This is a genomic window from Streptomyces sp. NPDC002889, assembly GCF_042888425.1.
GTDB lineage: Bacteria > Actinomycetota > Actinomycetes > Streptomycetales > Streptomycetaceae > Streptomyces.
In genome coordinates this window covers 103,406-122,548 of sequence record NZ_JBIAPT010000023.1, presented here as the reverse complement: position 1 = coordinate 122,548, position 19,143 = coordinate 103,406, and the positions used below count along the sequence as shown (strand labels likewise).

17 protein-coding genes are annotated in these 19,143 nt (G+C 69.4%); 6 read left to right on the top strand and 11 right to left on the bottom strand.

What is annotated here, in order from left to right; all coding sequences use genetic code 11:
* Positions 1-88: 88 nt before the first annotated feature.
* The 11 genes from ACFYWI_RS29675 to ACFYWI_RS29625 form a co-directional block, all read right to left on the bottom strand.
* On the bottom strand, positions 89-733 hold the full coding sequence (locus ACFYWI_RS29675) for a hypothetical protein (RefSeq protein WP_389238373.1): 645 nt from the start codon (positions 731-733) through the stop codon (positions 89-91).
* Positions 723-1,205: a DUF6114 domain-containing protein gene (locus ACFYWI_RS29670; protein ID WP_389238371.1), complete on the bottom strand. Its 483-nt coding sequence runs from the start codon at positions 1,203-1,205 to the stop codon at positions 723-725. Before ACFYWI_RS29670 ends, ACFYWI_RS29675 begins: the two co-directional genes overlap by 11 nt.
* 75 nt (positions 1,206-1,280) lie before the next feature.
* Positions 1,281-1,901, bottom strand: a complete 621-nt coding sequence (locus ACFYWI_RS29665) for a DUF6230 family protein (protein ID WP_389238369.1) — start codon at positions 1,899-1,901, stop codon at positions 1,281-1,283.
* Positions 1,902-2,306: 405 nt separating this feature from the next.
* Positions 2,307-3,221, bottom strand: coding sequence for an AAA family ATPase (locus ACFYWI_RS29660; RefSeq protein ID WP_389238367.1), 915 nt, complete (start codon positions 3,219-3,221; stop codon positions 2,307-2,309).
* A 2-nt stretch (positions 3,222-3,223) separates the two neighbouring features.
* Entirely contained in the window at positions 3,224-4,432 is a 1,209-nt protein-coding gene (locus ACFYWI_RS29655; protein WP_389238365.1) for an RNA ligase, read from the bottom strand.
* Between the two features lie 375 nt (positions 4,433-4,807).
* The gene (locus ACFYWI_RS29650) at positions 4,808-6,217 is read right to left on the bottom strand and encodes a cytochrome P450 (RefSeq protein WP_389238363.1); all 1,410 of its coding nucleotides are present in this window, start codon (positions 6,215-6,217) and stop codon (positions 4,808-4,810) included.
* Positions 6,214-6,813 (bottom strand): ATP/GTP-binding protein, encoded by a 600-nt coding sequence (locus tag ACFYWI_RS29645; protein WP_389238360.1) that lies wholly within the window; start codon positions 6,811-6,813, stop codon positions 6,214-6,216. Before ACFYWI_RS29645 ends, ACFYWI_RS29650 begins: the two co-directional genes overlap by 4 nt.
* The gene (locus ACFYWI_RS29640; protein ID WP_389238358.1) at positions 6,791-7,153 is read right to left on the bottom strand and encodes a DUF742 domain-containing protein; all 363 of its coding nucleotides are present in this window, start codon (positions 7,151-7,153) and stop codon (positions 6,791-6,793) included. The genes ACFYWI_RS29645 and ACFYWI_RS29640 overlap by 23 nt, the downstream gene beginning before the upstream one ends.
* Entirely contained in the window at positions 7,150-7,584 is a 435-nt protein-coding gene (locus ACFYWI_RS29635) for a roadblock/LC7 domain-containing protein (RefSeq protein ID WP_389238356.1), read from the bottom strand. The genes ACFYWI_RS29640 and ACFYWI_RS29635 overlap by 4 nt, the downstream gene beginning before the upstream one ends.
* The gene (locus tag ACFYWI_RS29630) at positions 7,581-8,966 is read right to left on the bottom strand and encodes an ATP-binding protein (RefSeq protein WP_389238354.1); all 1,386 of its coding nucleotides are present in this window, start codon (positions 8,964-8,966) and stop codon (positions 7,581-7,583) included. The genes ACFYWI_RS29635 and ACFYWI_RS29630 overlap by 4 nt, the downstream gene beginning before the upstream one ends.
* 653 nt (positions 8,967-9,619) lie before the next feature.
* Positions 9,620-10,186, bottom strand: coding sequence for an EF-hand domain-containing protein (locus ACFYWI_RS29625; RefSeq protein WP_389238351.1), 567 nt, complete (start codon positions 10,184-10,186; stop codon positions 9,620-9,622).
* 401 nt (positions 10,187-10,587) lie between these two features.
* Here ACFYWI_RS29625 and ACFYWI_RS29620 point away from each other — a divergent pair, with 401 nt between their 5' ends.
* The 6 genes from ACFYWI_RS29620 (at position 10,588) to ACFYWI_RS29595 (ending at position 18,217) form a co-directional block, all read left to right on the top strand.
* Positions 10,588-10,737: a hypothetical protein gene (locus ACFYWI_RS29620; RefSeq protein WP_389238349.1), complete on the top strand. Its 150-nt coding sequence runs from the start codon at positions 10,588-10,590 to the stop codon at positions 10,735-10,737.
* On the top strand, positions 10,734-10,973 hold the full coding sequence (locus ACFYWI_RS29615) for a hypothetical protein (protein WP_389238347.1): 240 nt from the start codon (positions 10,734-10,736) through the stop codon (positions 10,971-10,973). Before ACFYWI_RS29620 ends, ACFYWI_RS29615 begins: the two co-directional genes overlap by 4 nt.
* A gap of 430 nt (positions 10,974-11,403) precedes the next feature.
* Positions 11,404-11,976, top strand: a complete 573-nt coding sequence (locus tag ACFYWI_RS29610; RefSeq protein ID WP_389238345.1) for a hypothetical protein — start codon at positions 11,404-11,406, stop codon at positions 11,974-11,976.
* A gap of 326 nt (positions 11,977-12,302) precedes the next feature.
* The gene (locus tag ACFYWI_RS29605) at positions 12,303-14,042 is read left to right on the top strand and encodes a hypothetical protein (protein WP_389238343.1); all 1,740 of its coding nucleotides are present in this window, start codon (positions 12,303-12,305) and stop codon (positions 14,040-14,042) included.
* Entirely contained in the window at positions 14,043-17,009 is a 2,967-nt protein-coding gene (locus ACFYWI_RS29600) for a DEAD/DEAH box helicase (protein ID WP_389238341.1), read from the top strand. It begins immediately after the preceding gene.
* Complete coding sequence (locus ACFYWI_RS29595; RefSeq protein WP_389238339.1) at positions 17,006-18,217, top strand: hypothetical protein; 1,212 nt, start codon at positions 17,006-17,008, stop codon at positions 18,215-18,217. Before ACFYWI_RS29600 ends, ACFYWI_RS29595 begins: the two co-directional genes overlap by 4 nt.
* Positions 18,218-19,143: the final 926 nt, after the last annotated feature.

Here is a 19,143-nt window from a genome sequence, read left to right as displayed (position 1 = left end):
CTCGAGGCCGGGACGGCCGGCCGTTCCTCCCGCCCGCACCACAGTCCCGCCTACACCGACCCGGACCCGCACCATCGGTGTGCCGTGTTCACCGGTTCGCGGCGCGCAGTTCCGGCCCGGCGATGGTCAGATCGCCGCCGAACTGACCGGCCAGTGAAACGGTCACGTCCTCGAACGCGACGGTTCGCCTGGACCCTCCCGGGTGAGAGAGCCACCGCGGGAGGGAGTCGGGGGTGATCGTGACGCTGAGGACCGCGGGGAGTGGCACGCCGCCCAGGCCGGTGAGCGAGCCGGACAGCCTCTCGGTGTAGAGCGTCACCATGTTCCTGCCCCTGATCGTGGACGTCGTCGCGGGCCTGGCTCGCAGGCGTACCCCGGCGGTGCCGCCGGTCGTCAGGTCGAGGCCGGCGATGTCCATCACCCGTGCGGTGAACTTCAGAACCCGCTCGGGCCCGGCCGGGGTCCGCACGGTCACCACGGCGTGGGAAACGCCCCCGTGGAGGACGAGTTTGTCTGCTCGCAGAACCCAGGGGCCGTTGCCGACCGGGGCCGGTGGCCGGCCGGTCGGGGCATTGCCGGCCGCGTCGAGCGCGTGGATGCCGCCGGAGGAGACGAGCGCGGCCGAAGCCGCCGACGCGCCGAGGAGCGCCGTCGGCAGCGCCGTCAGGGCCAGTGTCCTGGCGAGTGACCACCGCAACCGGTCGAGTACGCCGCTCAGGTCGTCACCTCTCACCCTGGCTCTCGCTCACCGGAACGGCTGCGGAAGCGTGGTCGGCCGCGGACAAAGACTCGGCCGTGTCCGGCGGGACCCAGGCGCAGGCGAGGGAGCCGCCGACGAGGCCGCAGAGCAGGCCGAGAAGCATCCCTCCGAAGTTGACCATGGGGAAGGAGGCGAGGGCGAGCAACATGGCCGCGATACCGGCGAACACGCGCACGTGCTGCTGCAACCAGAGGGTGATGCCGAGGACGACCAACAGGATCCCGATGATCAGCGATCCTGCGCCTCCTGTGGTGGACAGCGCGAGAGGGAGACCTCCGGGACTGAGGCCGACGTAGGGGAAGTAGATGATGGGCACTCCCGCCGCGAGGGTGAACAGCCCGGCCCAGAAGGGGCGTGCACCACGCCATGCCCTGAATCCCGGTCGGGCACGGGCGAGCGCTACGCGCAGTTCCGGGCGGCTGCGAAGAAGAAGCTTGTGGATCACGTGCGTCTTCCGTGTGAGAGGCAGGCGGAGGGTGGGGCCGGCCGGTACCCGACGGGCGGGTGCCGGGTCATGCGGTCAGAAACACTCGTCCCGGCCCTTCACGAGACGCACATTGAGACCGGGGACATTGAGTGTGGCAGCCGAGACGGCGACTGCGGTGACACGCACGTCGGTGAGAGTGGCCGATGCGGCCTGTTGTGCGATGCCGTTGGGATCGAAGAACCGCGAGTCCCTGTCATCGGGATTGATCTTGCCCTTGGTGAGCGAGCCGGCCGCGACACCGATTTCGAGATCATCGAGGGATGCCTGACCCGCTGCCAAGGAGGTCCCATCGATGAACATGTCCTTCGCCTCGGCCCGGGCGCCGTCACCCGTGAGCCTCAGCGTGTAGGTGCCGAGGACCGGGATCGGGACCACGACGGACTGGCACAGGCCGTCGATCTTCGCATGCCGCAGCCCTGTGACCACGACCGGCACAGGGGCACCCTGGCGGGGCACATCCACCATGCCGTAGATGCTCAGGCCCCGCACGGTCAGCGAGTCGGCGCCGACCTGGAAACGCTGGCCGGAGATGAAGAACGAAGCGGCCAGCGCTCCTTGCGCCATGGCGAGACCGAGAGCCGCGGCGGCCGTGACGCCCGGGACCAGGACCAGGGCGAAGCGCTTCCAGCGTGTCCTGCCGACGCCGTATGGCATTCCGTCTCCTCTGGTCGTGATACGGGCATGCCGGAGCCAGACAGGGGAAGGCGATGTCCCAGTATGTGGTGATGGATCCTAGGGTGCTGTGGCCGGAGGCTGTCGGCACATCAGGCAGCGCAGACGGGTGAGAAGCTCCCGCACGGCTCGGTGTGACCCGCGGTGTGCGCCCGGTGGGATGTCCCTGCCCGTGCCCTGCCTCTCACCTCTCCACCGGGGCCGAGCCGCCGGCGGTCGTTCGAAACACACCGTGAAGCAGCAGGGACGCGGCCGAGGCCGCCGCAGAAGGCATTGCCGGGGCAAGCCGCCTTTCCGTACCGCCGCCTTTCCCGAGGGGGATCATCTGCTGAACCTGCCCGTCCGTCGCGGAGGTGGAGGAGCCGGCTCCACCTCCGCGCCACCCGGCTAGAAGTTGCCGTAATTGACCTGCCAGGTGGGCAGGCCCATGCGGCGCCACACCGCCACGACGCGGTCGCGGTCGTCGAGGGAGACGCGTACCGCGAAACGGTCGCGGACGTGCCGGTCGAACAGTTCGGCCTTCACGACATCGTCGCGGCGGCCGTCGCCGGCTGCGCGCATCCACAACTCGTCGTAGGGGACCTCGTACCGGCGCAGCCATGCCTCCGTCTTGTCCCGGTGCTCCTCGCCGCGGCCCGAGAGCAGGACGATGACATCGCCGTCGGCACGCCGGAAGGAGCGCAGTGCACCGCGCACCGACGCGTTGAGCAGGTCCTCGTCACAGCGGGTGAAGTCGTAGGGGCCGCGGTCGCCCCTGATGGCGAGGGTGCCGTCGATGTCGCACATCACCGCAGAGGGCAGCGTCGGGTCGGCGGCGTACGGCTCCACCGACGGTTCGTCGTTCAGCCACGCCTCGGTGAGCCGCCAGCCGCCCTGCCGCGCTTTCGCGTGCTTGTCGGCCAGGAGCCGGATGATCTCCTCGCCGACAGCCCTGTCCCGCCCGGCATCGCGCCGTATGCACTCCTCGAGCTGCACATCGGTGAAGTCGTGCACGACGAAGGACGCCTGGCCGGCCACCGCGGCCTTCAGACGCTTGGGGATGTGCGGTGTCAGGTGGGTGTTGTCCACGACGACGTCGAACCCGCCGTCGACCGCCGCCCGCACCGCGGCGTCCTGGATCGCCAGCACGGTCTGTTCGTGCGCGTGCGACCGGCCACGCCCGGGTGCCGGGACGTCGAGCATCGCCCGCAGGTCGTCGAGGTTCACCCGGCGCATCCGGCCGTCGGACTCAGCCTGCAACGTGCGCGCGGCCGTCGTCTTCCCCGAGGCCGGGAGCCCTGTCATGACGTGTACTACGGGCACGGTCAGTTCTCCTCGTCGGTCAGATACGGGTCGGGCGCCTCCGGCCGGACGGAACGGTACGTCACGAGCTCCGTCGGGCGCCCGTCCAGGCGCAGGAACATGGCAGGGCGAACGGCGGCGTCCGGCAGCGCCTTCGCGGCGCGGGCGAAAGCGCCCCGGTCGTCCGCGAGATGGGCCAGGGACCGGTACGCCTCGTCGATCGCACGCTCGCGGGCGGTCACGTCCTCCTCGATCCGCCTGATCACCCCGCGTACCCAGGCGTCGAACTCGTCGGGTACCTGCTCCAGCAGCGCGTCGAGCGGCTTGCCGCCCGAGGCCTCGATGTCCGCCGCCGAGCAGCCCAGGGCCTGGGCGACCTGCTTGACGGGCAGGCCGGTGAACCGCTGGACCCCGTGGCTGCGCCAGATGTCCCGTTCGGTGACGCCGGTGAGCACCTTGTGGAGCCGTACGTACTCGGAAAGCTTGGCCTTGGCCCGTACACCCGAGGCGAAGCGCAGCACGAAGCCCTCCGCCTCGGTGCCCGTGGCATCCTGGCCGCCCGGCAGCCGGTTGGACTCGGCCAGGGCGAGCAGTTCGGCGAGCGGCATGGCGGGCCAGACGGTGACGACCGAGCCGATGCCCTTCCAGCAGGGCGCCGCGTCGGCCAGCGGTATCTCCGTGCCGTCCTTGGCGAAGGCGGCGAGGAGCACGAGGTCACGGCGGTCGCCGTAGTTGACGACGATCCGATTCTGCGGGTACAGAATCTCGGCGAGGTAGGTCGCTCCGGGAACCAGGGCGGAGGTGTTCTTGCCGTCCAGCAGACGCTGAGCCCAGGTGGCCTGGGTACTGATGAACGACCCCTTGGACGCGACGTGCCACCGGCCCCCGTAGTGGAAGATCACCGCCAGGCTGCCGTCGACCTTGTCGTACACCTCGAACGACTCGTCCGGGAGGGCGGGCGCGTACGGCTGACCGGCCTCGTGCTCGCCGACGTTGAAGAACTTCGGCAGTGGAAGCGCTACGATCTCGCCCGTGGCGTCGTCGGCGACCAGACCGCGGCAGCGCGTGGTCACCCGGTTCCACACCCGCTCGTACTGGCATGTCCTCGTGTACGTGTAGATGGACAGCGGCAGCTCGGGGTGCGGCTTGCGGGTCACGTGCCCCGCGTCCAGCGCCGCCGCCAACTCCTGAGGCGGCAGCAGATCATGGAGAGTCAGGAATGCCTGGCTCATGTGTTCCTCCCGTTGGTGGACCTTGATTGTCAGGCGCGGGAGGCTTCGGCGAGTACCGATTTTCCAGGGGTCGGACGTACAGAGACGCGGGTCACAGCCGTCCCTGTGCGCCAGGTTGTGGCTGTCCACCGCAGCCGGCCCTTCGCGCACCGGAAGGCCCGGCACCGGAAGGCCCGGCACCGGAAGGCCCGGCACCGGGTGACCCGCCGGAACAGAAGGTGTTTGCCGGGCTGTTGCTCGCCGACGTGGCGGCCGATCGGTGGCAGGTCGGCGATCGCGGCCCGAGCGCCTCGCGACCCGGCGAAGGCCATCCTGTCCGCCGGGTTCGCCGGGACGTCACGGGGCTCGGTCACCGCGGCACCGGCGACCTGGGGCTTATCGCCCGTGCCACCACCTCGCCAGGGAATTCCACCAGCGCTGCCGGGTCATGTTCGCGGGCCCGGGCTCCTCCCCCGCCGTGGAGGCCGGCGCCGGGGGGATCGATGACGACAGGTCCGGGTTCGCGTTCCGTCCGGCGCCTCCAGGAGGCCGGCCGGTGGGGCTGATCGGCGGGAAGCGGACGGGAAGGGCGGTCAGAGCCCGGTGGAAGGGACCCTGCCGCCACTCCAACTCGTCGTCGGAAACTTCCAGTTCAATGTCGGGAAGCCGGTCGAGGAGCTTTTCCAGGGCCACCGCGGCGATCAACCGGGCGGGGCTCTTCGCGGGACAGGTGTGCGGGCCCGCGCTCCATGCGAGGTGCGCGCGGTTGCCGGTCCGGCGGTCGCCGACGAGGGAGGGGTCGTTGTTCGTGGCGGCCAGGCTGATCAGAATGGGCTCGCCTTCGCATACGAGAGTTCCGTCGAGCTCCAGGTCATGGAGGGGATAGTGAATGGCGTAGTTGGCCAGCGGGGGGTCGGTCCACAGCACCTCGTCGATGGCGTCCTCGACGGGCATGCTGCCTCCTGCGAGATCACCGGCGAACCGGTCGTCGGACAGCAGCAGCCGCAGCCCGTTGCAGATCAGGTTCTGCTGGGGCTCGGTGCCTGCGCCCATGAGGACGACCAGCTGATGCATCATCTCCTCGTCGGTGAGCCCGGCGGGGTGGGCCATCAGCCAGGACGTCACATCCGGCCCCGGCTGTTCCCGCTTGAGTGCGACCAGCTCGGCGACGCCCTCGGTCAGCACCGCGTTCGCCTTCTCGGAGTCGGCGTTGGCGTCGAAGATCCCGGACATGCCCTCGACCAGCTTGTCCCCGATGTCGGGCGGGCAACCGAAGAGCTGGTTGAAGACCAGCAGGGGCAGGACGGCACCGTACTCGTTGAGCAGATCCGCGCGCGCCTTGGGCCCGATCCGGTCGATGAGGGTGTCGGCGCTGTGCTCCACGTAGCCCCTGAGCGCGTCGGGGTCCACGTGGCCGAGGCTGTCGGTGATGGCGCCGCGCAGCCGGCTGTGCTCGTCCCCGTCGGCCCACAGGGCGTTCGGCCGGTACATCATCATGGGCACGACCGGGCTGTCCGCCGGCACCGTCCCGTCGGCGAGAGCCCGCCATCGGCGCGGGTCCTTGGAGAAGCGCTCCGGACTGCGCAGCACCTCCAGAGCGGTCTGGTAGCCGGTGACCAGCCAGGTGCGTACACCGGGTGCTATGTCCACGGGCGCGACGGAGCCGTGTGCGCGCAGTCGGCTGTACGAGGCCATGGGGTCGGCGGCGAACTCCGGGCCGTACAGGTGCTCAACCGTAGGCGCGCCGGCGTGCGCCGGGCAGCCGGGAGGAGGTACCGCGTCACGCGCGGACCGGGGCGTCGTCATCCTTGCTCCTGAGGGGTGCGGGTCTGGAGATACTCGATGAGGGAGATCAGCACTTTGGCGGAGGACGTGGGTTCCCGCGCGTCGCATGTGACCAGGGGGGTTTCCGGGAGCAGGTCGAGAGCCTCGCGGATCTCCGCCTCGGGGAAGGGCGGCGCGTTGTCGAACTGGTTGACGGCGACCGCGTACGGCATGCCGTGCTCTTCCAGCAGACCCATGACGTCGAAGGACTGGTCGAGCCTTCGGGTGTCCGTCAGCACCACTGCGCCGAGCGCTCCGTGCAGCATGTCCTTCCACAGCTGGGCGAAGCGCTTCTGCCCGGGGGCGCCGAAGAGGTACAGCACCAGGGACTCGCTGAGCGTGAGGCGTCCGAAGTCCATGGCCACGGTCGTCGTGGTCTTGTCGGGGGTCCCCGCAAGGTCGTCGACGAGTTCGCTCGCCTGCGTCATCGTTTCCTCGGTGCGCAGCGGCCGGATCTCGGAGAGCGTTCCGACGAAGGTGGTCTTGCCGACGGCAAAGTGGCCGACGACGAGGATCTTGACCGCGGTGGTGACCGTGTCCGCGACGTAGAGCGGGTCAGAAACGGGAGCGGAGCCCATTCAGCACCTCCTGCAGGAGTTGGGCGTCGGGCAGTTGTGCCTTGGGGACGGGAGGCCGTGCGATGACATGGCCGCTGTCGATGAGGTCGCTGAGCAGGACCTTGGTGACGCTCATCGGGAGAGTGAGGTGGCCGGCCACTTCGGCGACCGACAGCGCTCCTCCTCGGCACAGTTCCATGACACCGCGCTTCTCCGGGCTCAGCCCGTTCAGGGGACGGTTGTTCACAGCCGTCACCAGCGTCACGATGTCCAGCGTGTTGCGCGTCGGATGAGCGCGGCCCTCCGTGACGACGTAGGGCCGCACGAGTCCTTTGTCACGCCGGGGGCGTGGCGGGGTCATGCCGTACCTGAGTCGTCAGCCGTGCCGGGTGCGGAGTTCCGCCGCGGCGGACTGGTCAGCTCCTTGCCCAGCCGGTCGACCAGCTTGTGCATGCTGTAGGTGACGGCTTCCATGTCGACGTCCTGGCCGGCGGAGACCGCCAGATAGGCGCCCGCGCCGGCGGCCACCAGGAAGACGTACCCGTCGACGAACTCGACCAGTGTCTGCTGCCACGGCGACGTCTCCTGCGAGCAGAACTCGGCGGTACTACGACTGATCGACTGCAGTCCGGACAACGCCGCTGCCTGCCGTTCGGCCTCGTCACGCTTGATGCCCTGGGAGTGGGCACGGAGCATGCCGTCCGCGGAGAGCAGGATCGCGTGGCGGGCTTCCGGGACCTTGAGGACCTCGTCGAGCATCCATCCGAGTTCGTTGGTCATATGGCCGGTCATTCCTGGGCATTCCCTTCGCTGTCGGGGTAGGCATCGCGGCCGGAGCGGGTGCCGCGGGCGAACGCGCTCATGCGGGAGGCGGTCTCGGCCGCGGGGCGGACCAGCGAGGGATCGGAGGGGGTCGGGGCCGCGGGTTCGACGGCTTCTTCGTGCTGCGCCGTGCGCCGGCGGCGCTTGGGCAGGCCACCCACGGTGGACGACTGCGCTGCCTCCGCTTCGGGGAAGGCTGACGATTCGGCGGCCGGCCGGGGCAGGACAGGTGCCATGACGGAACCCGGTTGGTCTGCTGCGTCCCTGACGGCAGGGGCCTCGGGTGCGCCAAGGGGGACCGGCTTCGGGGCGTCCGGCGTGCTTGCCCCCTGCAGGGGGATCGGTGGGCCCGTGAAACGCACGCGGTTGATGAGCGTGTTGGGGAGGAAGAGCACGGCCCGCACACCGCCGTACGGGGACTGCGAGTCGACCGAGACGGTGAATCCGTACCGAGCGGCGAGTACGCCGATGAGGGCGAATCCGAACTGCGGCGGGTCGCTGAGCCGGTTGATGTCGATGTCCTCTTGGCCGGACAGGCGCCGCGCGGCCTCCTCGGTCTCGAGCGCCTCCATACCGACGCCGGCGTCGTCGACGACGATGCTGACGCCGTTGTGGGCGGGCTGAATGCCGACCTCGACCGTGGTGTTGGGCTGAGAGTGCCGCGCAGCGTTGTCCAGCAGCTCGGCAACCGCGAGGACGACCGGCTCGACGGCTCGGCTGACCACGTCCATGTCGACCCGGGACTGCACGTTGACGCGCCGGTAGTCCCGGATCCTCGACGTCGCACCGCGTACGACGTCGAGCAGGGGTGACGCGGCCCGCTGCCGTCCGGGCCATGAGCCGCAGAGCACGGCGATGGCCTGTGCTCTGCGGCCGAACTGCGCGTTGGCGTGGTCGATCTCGAGGAGGTCCTGAAGCACATGGGGGTCGTCGTGCCGGTCCTGCATGTCCGAGATCGACAGCTGCTGCTCGTTCGCCAGCGCCTGCAGGGCGCGCATCGCCGCCTTCAGGGTTGCCTTCGCCGCCCTGTCCGCCCGGGACTGCGCGGCCTCGGCGGCCGCGGTGAACTGCTCGACGATCCTCTGCAGGTTCTTGCCGTACGCCGTCTCTGCGAGGTCCGCGTCGAGCGGCCCAGGCGCGGGCGCGGTGCCGTACGACGCCTCGACCAGAGCAGGCAGCCGGACCTCGGCGAGGTGCCGGGCCTCCTCTTCACGGGCGAGCAGGCCGACTTCGTGGATCGTCAGTCGACGGCGCAGGGTGGCGGTGATCCGGTGCTGGCGTACCAGCAGCAGTCCGGCCGGCGTGAGCGCGGCAAGGCACCAGAACACCGCCTCCGGTATGTGTTGTGTCATCAGGTCCTCAAGAAGGGGGAGTGCGGCAGGCCCGAGGAAGAGAGGCAGGCAGAACCAGCTGTGAGGACCCATCGGATTTCGATCGGCCGGGGCCGGATGCGGCACCGTGGCGTTTGGTGATGCCAGGGAACACCCGCGTCCATCAGGGGGCGCTGGAGTGCCTGATCATCCTAGGTCGGACGGGAGGCTTCAAGCGCCTCGCGGCAACAAATAGAGTTCAACAAGGCGCTACCGTACGGTAGCTATCCGTTACGCCCGGTATGACGCAAACTCACGTGCCGCTTCGGCAGCGAGTCCGGGTGCCGCACCGAGAACGCTGCCCGGTCGAGCCGGCCGGTCCTCCACTCCGAGGCATGCTCCCGAACCGCATCGCCCGGCACTTCGCGACCCGCTCCACCGTCGCCCTGATGCGAGGAGCCGCCTACTGCGCAGTTGCAGACATCCGTCCCGGCCGTCACGTGGCTGCGAGCGGAGCAAGGCGCCCGCGATCGCGTCTGCCGGGGCGGCCGCGGCGTGCGGAGGCCGACCGTCTGGTTCCGGCAGCTCGGCACGGCACGGTTGTCCGGAGGGGGCCTGGGTGCACCCTGGTCACGGACAGGCCGCCCTGGCCCTGCGGCCTTGATGGCCGGTGAGTGCTCCGTTTCAGCCCGCGGTCAGCGGGTGCCCGAACTCGCCTCCGTGACGCCGAGGAAGATGCCACCCGGCGTGTTGAGGTCGTCGTTGTAGAGGTGGAACGCGCGGAGTGACCTGGCGACCTCTCGCTGGGAGATGAACGCGTCGCGATCCAGGTCCAGCCGCTGGAAGATGATCGCCGCGTCAGAGCCGGAAATCTCGCAGAAGGCCAGATACCGGGCGAACTCGTCCCTGCTGATCCGCTTGTCGCCGTCGACGTCCAGGACATTGAAGATGGACTGGGCAATGTCCTCCAGCAGGTGGGACGCATACGTGTCGTAACCCGCGGCGCGGTGCGCCGCGACGAACTCGTCCTGGGACAGACGGTCCTGCCCGGGGTTCGCCTGTGTCAGGAGACCCAGCCATTGCGCCCAGTACGCCTTCTCCAATGACCTGATCCTGGTGTCGCTCCCGGCCAACGCATAGCCGGTCATGTACTTGTGCACGATCCGCTGGTAGTCGCCCCAGGTGACAAAGCCGTCTTGGTCCGTGTCCAGCGCGGCGAAGAGCTGCCGGAGCCGACGAGTGATCGGATCGAACGTCGCCATGCGTTCCGTGTCCTTCCGGTAGAGCTGATTGACGTTGGTGCTTGCACACGGCTGTGTGCCGTGTCGAGGCCGGGGTCCGTACGGTGGTCCGCCACGGCCCGCAGGCGGTCGTTGGTGCCCGAGCCGCTCCGCGGCTCACCGTCCCCACGGGAGCGTGGAAACGTGCGAAACAGCGGAGTCGAGAGGAAGCCGGCGATGCCGGGCAGCGGGACGGCGATGAGGCTGGTCGCTGCCCGCTGCATGCTGTCCGCCTTCTCGAGAACGAACTTTGTCATGTCAGACGTCCATGGGCGGCCGGAGGTTCACCGCCGCCGGGTTCTCGGCTCCACGCGGCGGGGCCGGGCTCCCGGGACCGGAGTACGTTGCGGAACGGATGGAGTGGTGGTCCGCGGTCGGTCCGGGTGGCCGAGACCGAGGCGGCCCTCGCCCTGGGCGACATGGCGCTGTGCAGCCGGCTGTCCGGTGAGCCGGCGCCGTACGAGGGCACCTGGGCGGTGATCGCGGGAGCGGTAGCGGTCCGGGGTCCGGGCCGCGCTGGTTCGGCAACGTGACCTACCTCGCGCCCGGCAAGTACACGGTCAGCGGCGGCGACGGCACCGACCAGCAGTTCTTCACCGCCGAGGACACCAAGATCGTGGGCACCGGCGACATCTGCGGCGTGGAGGAAGGTCAGGCCACCATCCGATGCACCGAAGAGCAACTCGAGGCAGCCACCAAGGGCGATGGAGTGTCCGCCGAAGTCGTCGTCGTCAACGGCATCGCCACCACCATCACCGACGACCGCTGATCCCCGACGGGACAGGAGCGACGGCACACACTCCGCGCGAAGAGCTCCTTCGGAAACCGCCAAGTGGTCCGCGACCAACCACGTGGACGGGTACCTTCACAGGAACCCGGTGGGTCCGCACAGGTGCTGAACGACGGGCCCGGCAGGCCGCCGGAACCGGAGGCTCCGGAGCACCGCTAACCGGCACTGCTGGGGGAACGGCCGGGGGAACCGTGCGGGCCGAACGGCCGGCTCTGCGGGCCGCCTGCGCCGGAAGCGCTGCGGAGTCCTGTGAGCGGTGCGGCACAGGAGATGGTGGCGGGTCAGCCGGGGGAATGCCTCGGCCGAGGAAGGGCCACCTTGCGCACCTACGGGCGGTTGTGTCCAGAATTCGGCAGTACGCCGACCCCATCGCTCGGTCGGATGGGGCACCAGACCGTGAGGGGGAACTGTGTCGGCTGGCGAACAAGTCACCGCTGGAGGACTGCTGATCACGGAGTACGAGCGGGTCAAGGATGAGCAGCGCGCGCGTATCGGATTCCGCGACAACCTCCTGTACGCCACGCTCGCCGCCATGGCTGCGGTCATCGCGGCCGCTCTTCAGACGGACAGACGCGGCGAGTTGTTGCTGTTGCTGCCGCCGGTCTCGGTGGTGCTCGGGTGGACGTATCTGGTCAACGACGACAAGATCTCCGCCATAGGACGCTATGTGCGCGACGAACTGGGCCCGCGGCTTGCGGCCTTGACCGACGGCCGTAGCGACGTGTGCGTCTTCGGCTGGGAGGTGGCCCATCGCAGTGACCGCCGGCGGACCTCCCGTAAGTGGCTCCAGCTCGCCGTCGACCTCATCGCCTTCTGTCTGGCACCGGTGGCCGCTGTCGTCGTGTTCTGGACCGCCGGTCCGGTGAGGGCACCGCTGTTCGCCGTGTCCCTGGCCGAACTCGCGGCGATCGCCGTCCTGGGGTGGCAGATCGTGCTCTACGCCGACGTGAAAAGGTCACGCGCCGAGCCGCCTCTGACGTAACCCTCGGCGGACGGGCGGAGTGGACGGGCACGGTCGATGGGCGCGGTGAACGGGCGCGGTGGAAGTTCTCTACTCCCTTGCTGTCCCTCTTCGCCGTTCACGAGCGTCAGGATTGCGTACGCAGACGGTCAGGGGCCTTTCGATGTGACGCGACATCTGTTCGAAATTGACCGAGTGTGAGCTGAGCCACGATGCCGCTACAGTGGCGTGCCCTGGGTCGCGTTGACGGGTGTTGACAGGTACAGCGCCATGGGCCTGGTGCGGCCACTACCCGCACTGCCCTGCGGCCGCAGGCATGCCGGCGACCGAGGGCGACGGGGGACTTCGTGGCTGACGCGAACAGTCAGAGCGACACGGTGGTGGTGCTGACCGCCCTGGGGGTGGAGTACGAGGCTGTTCGGGCGCATCTGGTCGCCTTACGGACGCGAAGTCACCACGCGGGCACCTTGTTCGAGGTCGGGTGGCTGGACGGCACACCGTGTCAGGTGGCCCTGGCCGAGATCGGGGAGGGCAATCAGGCGGCGGCGGTGCTGACCGAGCGGGCCGTCCGGCTGTTCCGCCCGCGCGCGGTGGTCTTCGCGGGAGTGGCCGGGGCGCTCAAGGACGACATCCAGCTCGGTGACGTGGTGGTGGCTTCGCACGTCTACGCCTACCACGGCGGCAAGGAGGAGGACGGTCGGTTCCTGGCCCGGCCGCGGGTCTGGCCCATACGCCACGAAATGGAGCAACTGGCCAGGCACGTCTGCAGAAGAGGTTCGTGGACCGGGTTGCTGCCGCACTCCCCGGGGGAGCGGAGCCCCGCGGTCCATCTCAAACCCATCGCCGCCGGTGAGATCGTCCTCAACTCGGCCGACTCGCCGTTGAAGCGGCAGCTGCGGAGGCATTACCAGGACGCCGCCGCCATCGAGATGGAAAGCGCCGGCGTGGCTCACGCCGCGCACCTCAACGCAGCGCTGCCCGCCCTGATCGTCCGCGGTATCAGCGACAGGGCGGACGGACGGAAGTACGACGCCGACGCCGAGGGCTGGCAGGCCGTCGCGGCCAGGAACGCCGCCGCTCTCGCCTTCACCGCCATTCGCGAACTCTTCGTGGGTGGCGAGCGGCCGCCCGTGGAGGACCCGCCCGCCCGCAGCGGGGCCCCGTCCGTCGTCTTCGTGTCCGCCCCCGCGTCCCCGCCGCCGGAGATCGACGTATGGAGCGGCGGCGAGGAGATCGAGGTCCCCGATGGGCTTTACCTGCTTCACGAGGACTACTTGGAGGAGCTCCCCTCCTGCGACCACTCTGTGATTCACCGTCAGGCACTGGCGCGCCGGCTCGACCCCACAGAGCAGTCGGCCTCCCGGTACGTCTGGCTCCGTCAGATCGAGGCCCGACGTGACACCCCCGAAGCGCGGGCGGCGAAGCGAGCACTGGCCGATGAACACGAGCTGCTCGCGCGTCTGCGGCAGCGGGTCGGCGGCCTTCCCGGAACCGGCTCGTTCACCTCGCACGGTCGCACCGACGTGCTCGCTCTCGGATGGCCGGTGTCACCGGCCACCGGCGCACCGTGTCAGACCCTCCACGCCGCCCTCGGCCGAGAGGGTGAGCCTGTTGACCCATGGCGGCAGCACCGCCTGCTCACGGGTCTCGCCAGGCTGTGTGGCACCTTGGCCGCGTTGCACGACGACGGGGTCACCCATCGGTGTCTCGGCCTGTCCGCGGTCATCGCCCACGACGACGGCCGCCTCGTGCTGCGTGACCTCGGACTGGCCACCCGCCCTGTGCGCCCCGGGGAAGGCCCCGCCGAATACCAGGCGCCCGAGCAGCGGCGGCGGGCCTCGCGCGGCCGCCCCGGAGCCTGGACCGATGTCTACCAGCTCGGCGCGGTGGCCTACCGCCTCATCACCGGACACCTGCCTCTCCCCGGCACGCCGCTGCCCCTGCGCGCCCACGTGCCGGACGTGCCGGAGCCCGTCGATCGCGCGATATGCGCGGCCCTGGCACCGGACCCCGCCGGGAGACCTGCCGCCCGCGCGTTCGGGGCCGCGTTGCGCAGCGCGCGCGACGACCTTCCCCGAGGAGTCTGAATGTGGTTCCGCACCGTCGATCTGCCGGGGCCGATCATCCTCGTCCCTGGTGCGTCCCTCGAGGGCCACTTGCGTCAGAAGGCCCAGGATCACCCGGGCCTGCCGACCGATCCCCTGCGGCTGGCATCGGATCTGAAGCACCGTGTCGACGGGGCGCCGGCGACCTTCAGCGAGCCCCGGCGCGCCGGCGGGGACTGGAGCCTGCTGGTCCACGGCGGGACCTACCTCGTACGCCTGTTCCTCTCCAAACGGCACCAGGGCAGCTACATGATCGCCACGGTCGACCCGCTCAGGATGCGCGACCACCACCGGCTCTCCCGGGGCTGCCTGCTGCTGCGGCCCACCGACTGGCAGGTGTGCTACGACCTCCGCGAGGTCCCGCAGGGCTCCGACGCGTACTGGCCCCGGCTGATCCAGGAATGGCAGCGAATCGGTGACAGGCGTGCCACGGAGCGCGGCGCGCCTGCGCTGACGGCCGAGCAGACTGAATTCCTCGACACGGTCGACCAGCTGATCGACGCCTCCGAGACGATCACCACAGAGGCGGCCAGATCGAGTGAGCCCTTCCCTTACCGTTCGGTCGGATCCACGGGCGGGCAGCGCCACGGCACGCGAGCGGTCTACGAGTTCCGACTCGCCGGACCGCGCAGACCCGAGGAGGGCGCGTTCGTCAGGATCCGGGGGAGGGCCGAGTACCGGGGGCAGGTGACCCGGGCCGCGGGTGCCTCGGCCACGGTCCGCTTCGATCAGCCGGTCGACTGGGCCCACATCGACCAACAGGGCGAACTGGAGATCATCCCCAACAGCGTTGTGTACGGCAGGCAGCGGGAGGCGGTCGCCCTGTTGCGGGCGCGGCAGGCACACGGCACCGGGCTCCTCCCTGCGCTCGTCGACCACCAGGTGCGCCGTATCCGGCCGGTGTCCGACGCGCCGACCGAGGAGCTCGACGACGACCAGCTCACCGCGTTCCGCAAGGCCTTGGCCGTCGAGGACATGCTGCTGGTGCTCGGACCACCGGGCACCGGAAAGACCCGGACGATCAGCCAGATCGCAGGCGGTGTGGCAGCCGCGGGCCTGCCGCACCCCGTCCTGGTCACCTCGCACACCAACCGCGCCGTCGACAACGTCCTCTCCAGGCTCCCTCGCGACCTGGTGGTGGTCAGGGTCGGGAACGAGGACAGGACCACGGCAGAAGGCCGACCATTCCTGATGGAGCGTCAAGCCGTCGACCTGCGGAGGGAGATCCTCCGGGACACAGGACCCCGGAAGCGCGGGTACGCCGGTGTCGGCAACGCCCGGCGGTGGGCGGGGGATCTGGGCCACCGACTCGAACGGCTGGGCGTCCTCGCGGCCGACGCGTCGCGGTTCCGTGACGAGCTGGTGGTGGCACGGCGCGCCGTCGGCGGACCGGCGCAGATCCGCGTGGACGAGCTCAACTGCGAGCGCCTGCGCACGGAGCGCGCCCTGAGCCGCAGCCGGAAACGGATCCGACGCCTCACCCGCTTCCGCCACGCGGCGCGGCGGCGCACCGGCCGGCGGCTGATCGGTTTCCCCTTCCGGCTGCTGGCTCTGCTGTACGACCGGCGCCTGGGCGTGGCGCACGGAAAGGACGGGATCCTGCTCGATGCCGCGACACGGATCCGCGGCGAACTCGACAAGGCCGAGCGGGAACTCGACTCCGTCACCCGGAACGTCCCCGCCGTGCGGGCCGCGCGGAAGGCCACGGACGAGGTGGAGGGACGCGCTGCGGACTGCCGGTCCCAAGCGTGCACCGCCGCACGCTCCGCTCGCGAGGAACTGCCCGTCGGCGAAACGCCTCCGCCCGTACGCGAAACGGAACCGGAGACCTGCGACCGCGAGCTGGCCGAGCTGCACGACTGGTTGGCGCGGCGGCTGCCGCTGCTCGCCGCCCGGGGGAAGCTGCTCGGGGAATGGCATGACGCGGTGTCCGGAGCGACCGAGCAGCTCTACCCGGAACTGATCCGCTACGCCCACGTCATAGCCGCGACGTGCATCGGAACGGCTTCCCGGCCCGAACTGTCGGGTGTCGACTTCGAACTGGCCATCGTCGACGAGGCAGGGCAGATCGGCATGGCGGACGTGCTCGTGCCGCTCGTACGAGCACGCCGGGCCGTGCTCGTGGGCGACCATCAGCAGCTTCCTCCGTTCCTCGACTCCGAGGTGGAGGCGTGGGGAAAGAACGTCGGGGACGCCGCAGTCGTGAAGCTCCTGGCCGAGAGCGCGCTCGAAGGCCTGGTGCACAGGCTGCCGGAGACCCACGTCGTCCCGCTGACCAACCAGCGCCGTATGCCGTCGGTGATCGCCGACTTCATCTCCTCGTCGTTCTACGACGGCAAGCTGTACACCCGTGTGGAGCGCGGGCATCGCGACCCGTTGTTCCGCAGCCCGTTCGCCTTCGTCGACACCGCGCGCCTGCCCGCCGCCGAACGGTACGAGAAGAAGGCGGGGCGCGCGGACGAGTCCTGGGGACAACGGGGCTACACCAACCCGGCGGAGGCGAGGCTGCTCACCCAGCTCGCCGTCTTCTACCACCGCAACCACCGGGAATGGGCGGTCATCGTTCCGTACAGGGCACAGAAGATCGAGATCGCCGCGGCCCTGTCCCGGCTGATCGACCCGGAGCACGTGGACCTGAACGTGGGCACCGTCGACTCCTTCCAGGGCGGCGAACGGGACGTGATCCTCTACGGGTTCACCCGGAGCAACCGCGATGGTGGGGTCGGCTTCCTGAAGGAACTGCGCAGGGCGAACGTCGCGTTCACGCGGGTCAAGCACCAACTGGTACTGGTCGGCGACATGGACACCCTGACCGATGCCCGCGACACGGACTTCCGCGAACTGGCCCGCTCGCTGCGCGGCCACCTCGCCGAGCACGGTGACATCCGTCAGTACCAGGAGATCTGCAACCGCCTGGCGGCCCTCTCCGAAGGGAGAGGGTGCGAGTGAACAGCCGCGCGAGACTGATGCCCTACCCCAGGGAGCGCGCCCTGGAACACGCTGCGTACACCCTTGAGTTCGTGCCGACAAGGATCTACTCGGTCCTACTGCCCGTGTGGTGTGTCGAGGTGCGGGCGGAGGTCACCGAGGGAGAACCGTACGAGCTGATCGACCGCTTCCTCGAACGCGGTATCGCGGAAGCGGAGCTCGACACCGCCGACGAGCTCGCCTCGTTCTTCGCTCTCGATCCCTCCCTGGTACGCCAGGCGTTGCGGTTTCTCCACGCCATCGGCCACGTGAAGGAGTCGCGGGGGCGTATCGCCCTCACCGAGCTCGGCCACCGGTCCGTACGCGACAAGGTGCGCTATACGCACACCAGGCAGGACCGGCGCAAACTGTACTTCGACGCCTTCGCCTGCCGCCCGCTCACCCGCGCCCACTACGACGTCCGCAAAGTCACCTTCCTGTCCGGCGACACCGCCCAGGAGGCGCTGAACCGGCGTGACGGGCCTGCGCTGAACGTGCTGAGCGCCACCCGCTGCTTCCGCCGAGAAGCACTCTCGGAGCTGGCCCACAACCCCGACCGTGACCGTTACAACCTGCCGGAACGGATCGACAACCCGGAAAGCCTCCACGAGGACCACGTGTTCATGCCGACATACATCGTGCGCGCGGTGGCCCCCGGCGGAAAGGTCCGCCACCTCGTCTACACGCAGGCCGCCGACGAGGTCGACGACGGACTCACCGCCGCATGCGAGACCACGCCCGAGGTCTTCGGCACACTCGAAGCGGAAGAGGCGGACGCCGAACGCCAGGACTTCCAGGACAGAGCGGCCCGGTGGCTCAGCGCCAGGAACCTGGCCCGGTACCAGCCGAGCAGGGGTGAGCACGGCGCCTGGCGGGTCACGATCCCGGGCGCCGGCTTCGGTACGGGTCGCGGACTTCCCCTCACCAGGCTCGGTTCGTTCGTGGTGCTCGGTACGTCCTTCTTCCACGTCTGGTGCGCCGATGAAGACGTACGTCGCCGCGCCCTCGTCGAGCGGATCGACTCCTACCTCGGTGCACGGGCCCGCATCGACAGGGACGCCGTCGAGGCGCAGATCGCCCGGGTCTCGCACCAACTCGGCCTGGCGACGCTCCGTATCGGCGACCTGCGCCGGGATGCCGCCGGAGCGGGCAGACGGGCCCTGGCCGACCAGTTGGCCCGCCTGATGTGAACCGGCGCCGCTCCGAGGGCCCGGGGATTTCGGAAGCAGGTGCCGTGCGGCATGTTCCGCGTGCCGAGTCGAGGTATCGCGACGGGGCCATGGGGTCAATCCAGTGGCGTGCGGCTCAGCAGCGCAGGAGCGCACGGAATTATTGAGGGGCGCACGGAATTTTCAAATGCGCCCCCCTGATGCGAGTCGGAGCGGACGAAAAGAGTCAGGGAGACCCAGGTGACGAACAGGGGGCTGAACGGGCCGGCAGGCTGGTGTCAACATGGCGATTGCGGCGGCCGAGTCCTCTTGCCCGAGATCATCTCCCGCCGACTGAGGTGACTTTGTGCAGGTCAATCGATGCGATCGATGAGTGGCCAGGAAGGGATCAAGTGTTTTCTCCCGCCTGATCGGCGCGTTGCGGCCGACTCCGCGTCGCTGTCGATGCGGCCGTATGTGTGAATGATGTCGAACGCGCGTCCAGGTGGATGGCGTGGTGGGTGCGCCATTCCGGCATCGGCGTGTGCAATTCACGGCATGAATCTCAGAGATGTGGTCAGCGTCGGAAGCGGACGGGTCTACTCTCTACTCCACGGCATGAAAGTTTTCCAGTGGGGGACCGGTGTGTGCCGTGTCGTACGGGGGCGTCATGGGGCTGTTCGTTGAGGGTCGTCATTTCTTGGAGGCGCTGCTTCCGCGAGAATGCGGGGCTTTGCCGAAATCGTGTGCCGGGCGCGGATTTCCCCTCGCAGAGAACCTGCTCGAAGAGGACTTCCGCTCCACCTGCGTGTTGCCGGCTCCTCCTGACTGGGCTGTCGTGCCCATGGCCCCGGTGCGGGGCCCTCTCCGTTTGATTCCGGGACTGCACGGTCCAGGCCCGACGGTCTGCGGCCTGCAGGCCGTGGCAGATCGCACCAGTGATCATTAAGAACGACATGTGCGTTTCA

Excerpts from the sequence above, each read along its gene's own strand:
- ACFYWI_RS29665 (WP_389238369.1), bottom strand. The coding sequence starts at position 1,901 with ATGCCATACGGCGTCGGCAGGACACGCTGGAAGCGCTTCGCCCTGGTC.
- ACFYWI_RS29655 (WP_389238365.1), bottom strand. The coding sequence starts at position 4,432 with ATGAGCCAGGCATTCCTGACTCTCCATGATCTGCTGCCGCCTCAGGAG.
- ACFYWI_RS29650 (WP_389238363.1), bottom strand. The coding sequence starts at position 6,217 with ATGACGACGCCCCGGTCCGCGCGTGACGCGGTACCTCCTCCCGGCTGC.
- ACFYWI_RS29645 (WP_389238360.1), bottom strand. The coding sequence starts at position 6,813 with ATGGGCTCCGCTCCCGTTTCTGACCCGCTCTACGTCGCGGACACGGTC.
- ACFYWI_RS29640 (WP_389238358.1), bottom strand. The coding sequence starts at position 7,153 with ATGACCCCGCCACGCCCCCGGCGTGACAAAGGACTCGTGCGGCCCTAC.
- ACFYWI_RS29635 (WP_389238356.1), bottom strand. The coding sequence starts at position 7,584 with ATGACCGGCCATATGACCAACGAACTCGGATGGATGCTCGACGAGGTC.
- ACFYWI_RS29630 (WP_389238354.1), bottom strand. The coding sequence starts at position 8,966 with ATGACACAACACATACCGGAGGCGGTGTTCTGGTGCCTTGCCGCGCTC.
- ACFYWI_RS29625 (WP_389238351.1), bottom strand. The coding sequence starts at position 10,186 with ATGGCGACGTTCGATCCGATCACTCGTCGGCTCCGGCAGCTCTTCGCC.
- ACFYWI_RS29600 (WP_389238341.1), top strand. The coding sequence starts at position 14,043 with ATGTGGTTCCGCACCGTCGATCTGCCGGGGCCGATCATCCTCGTCCCT.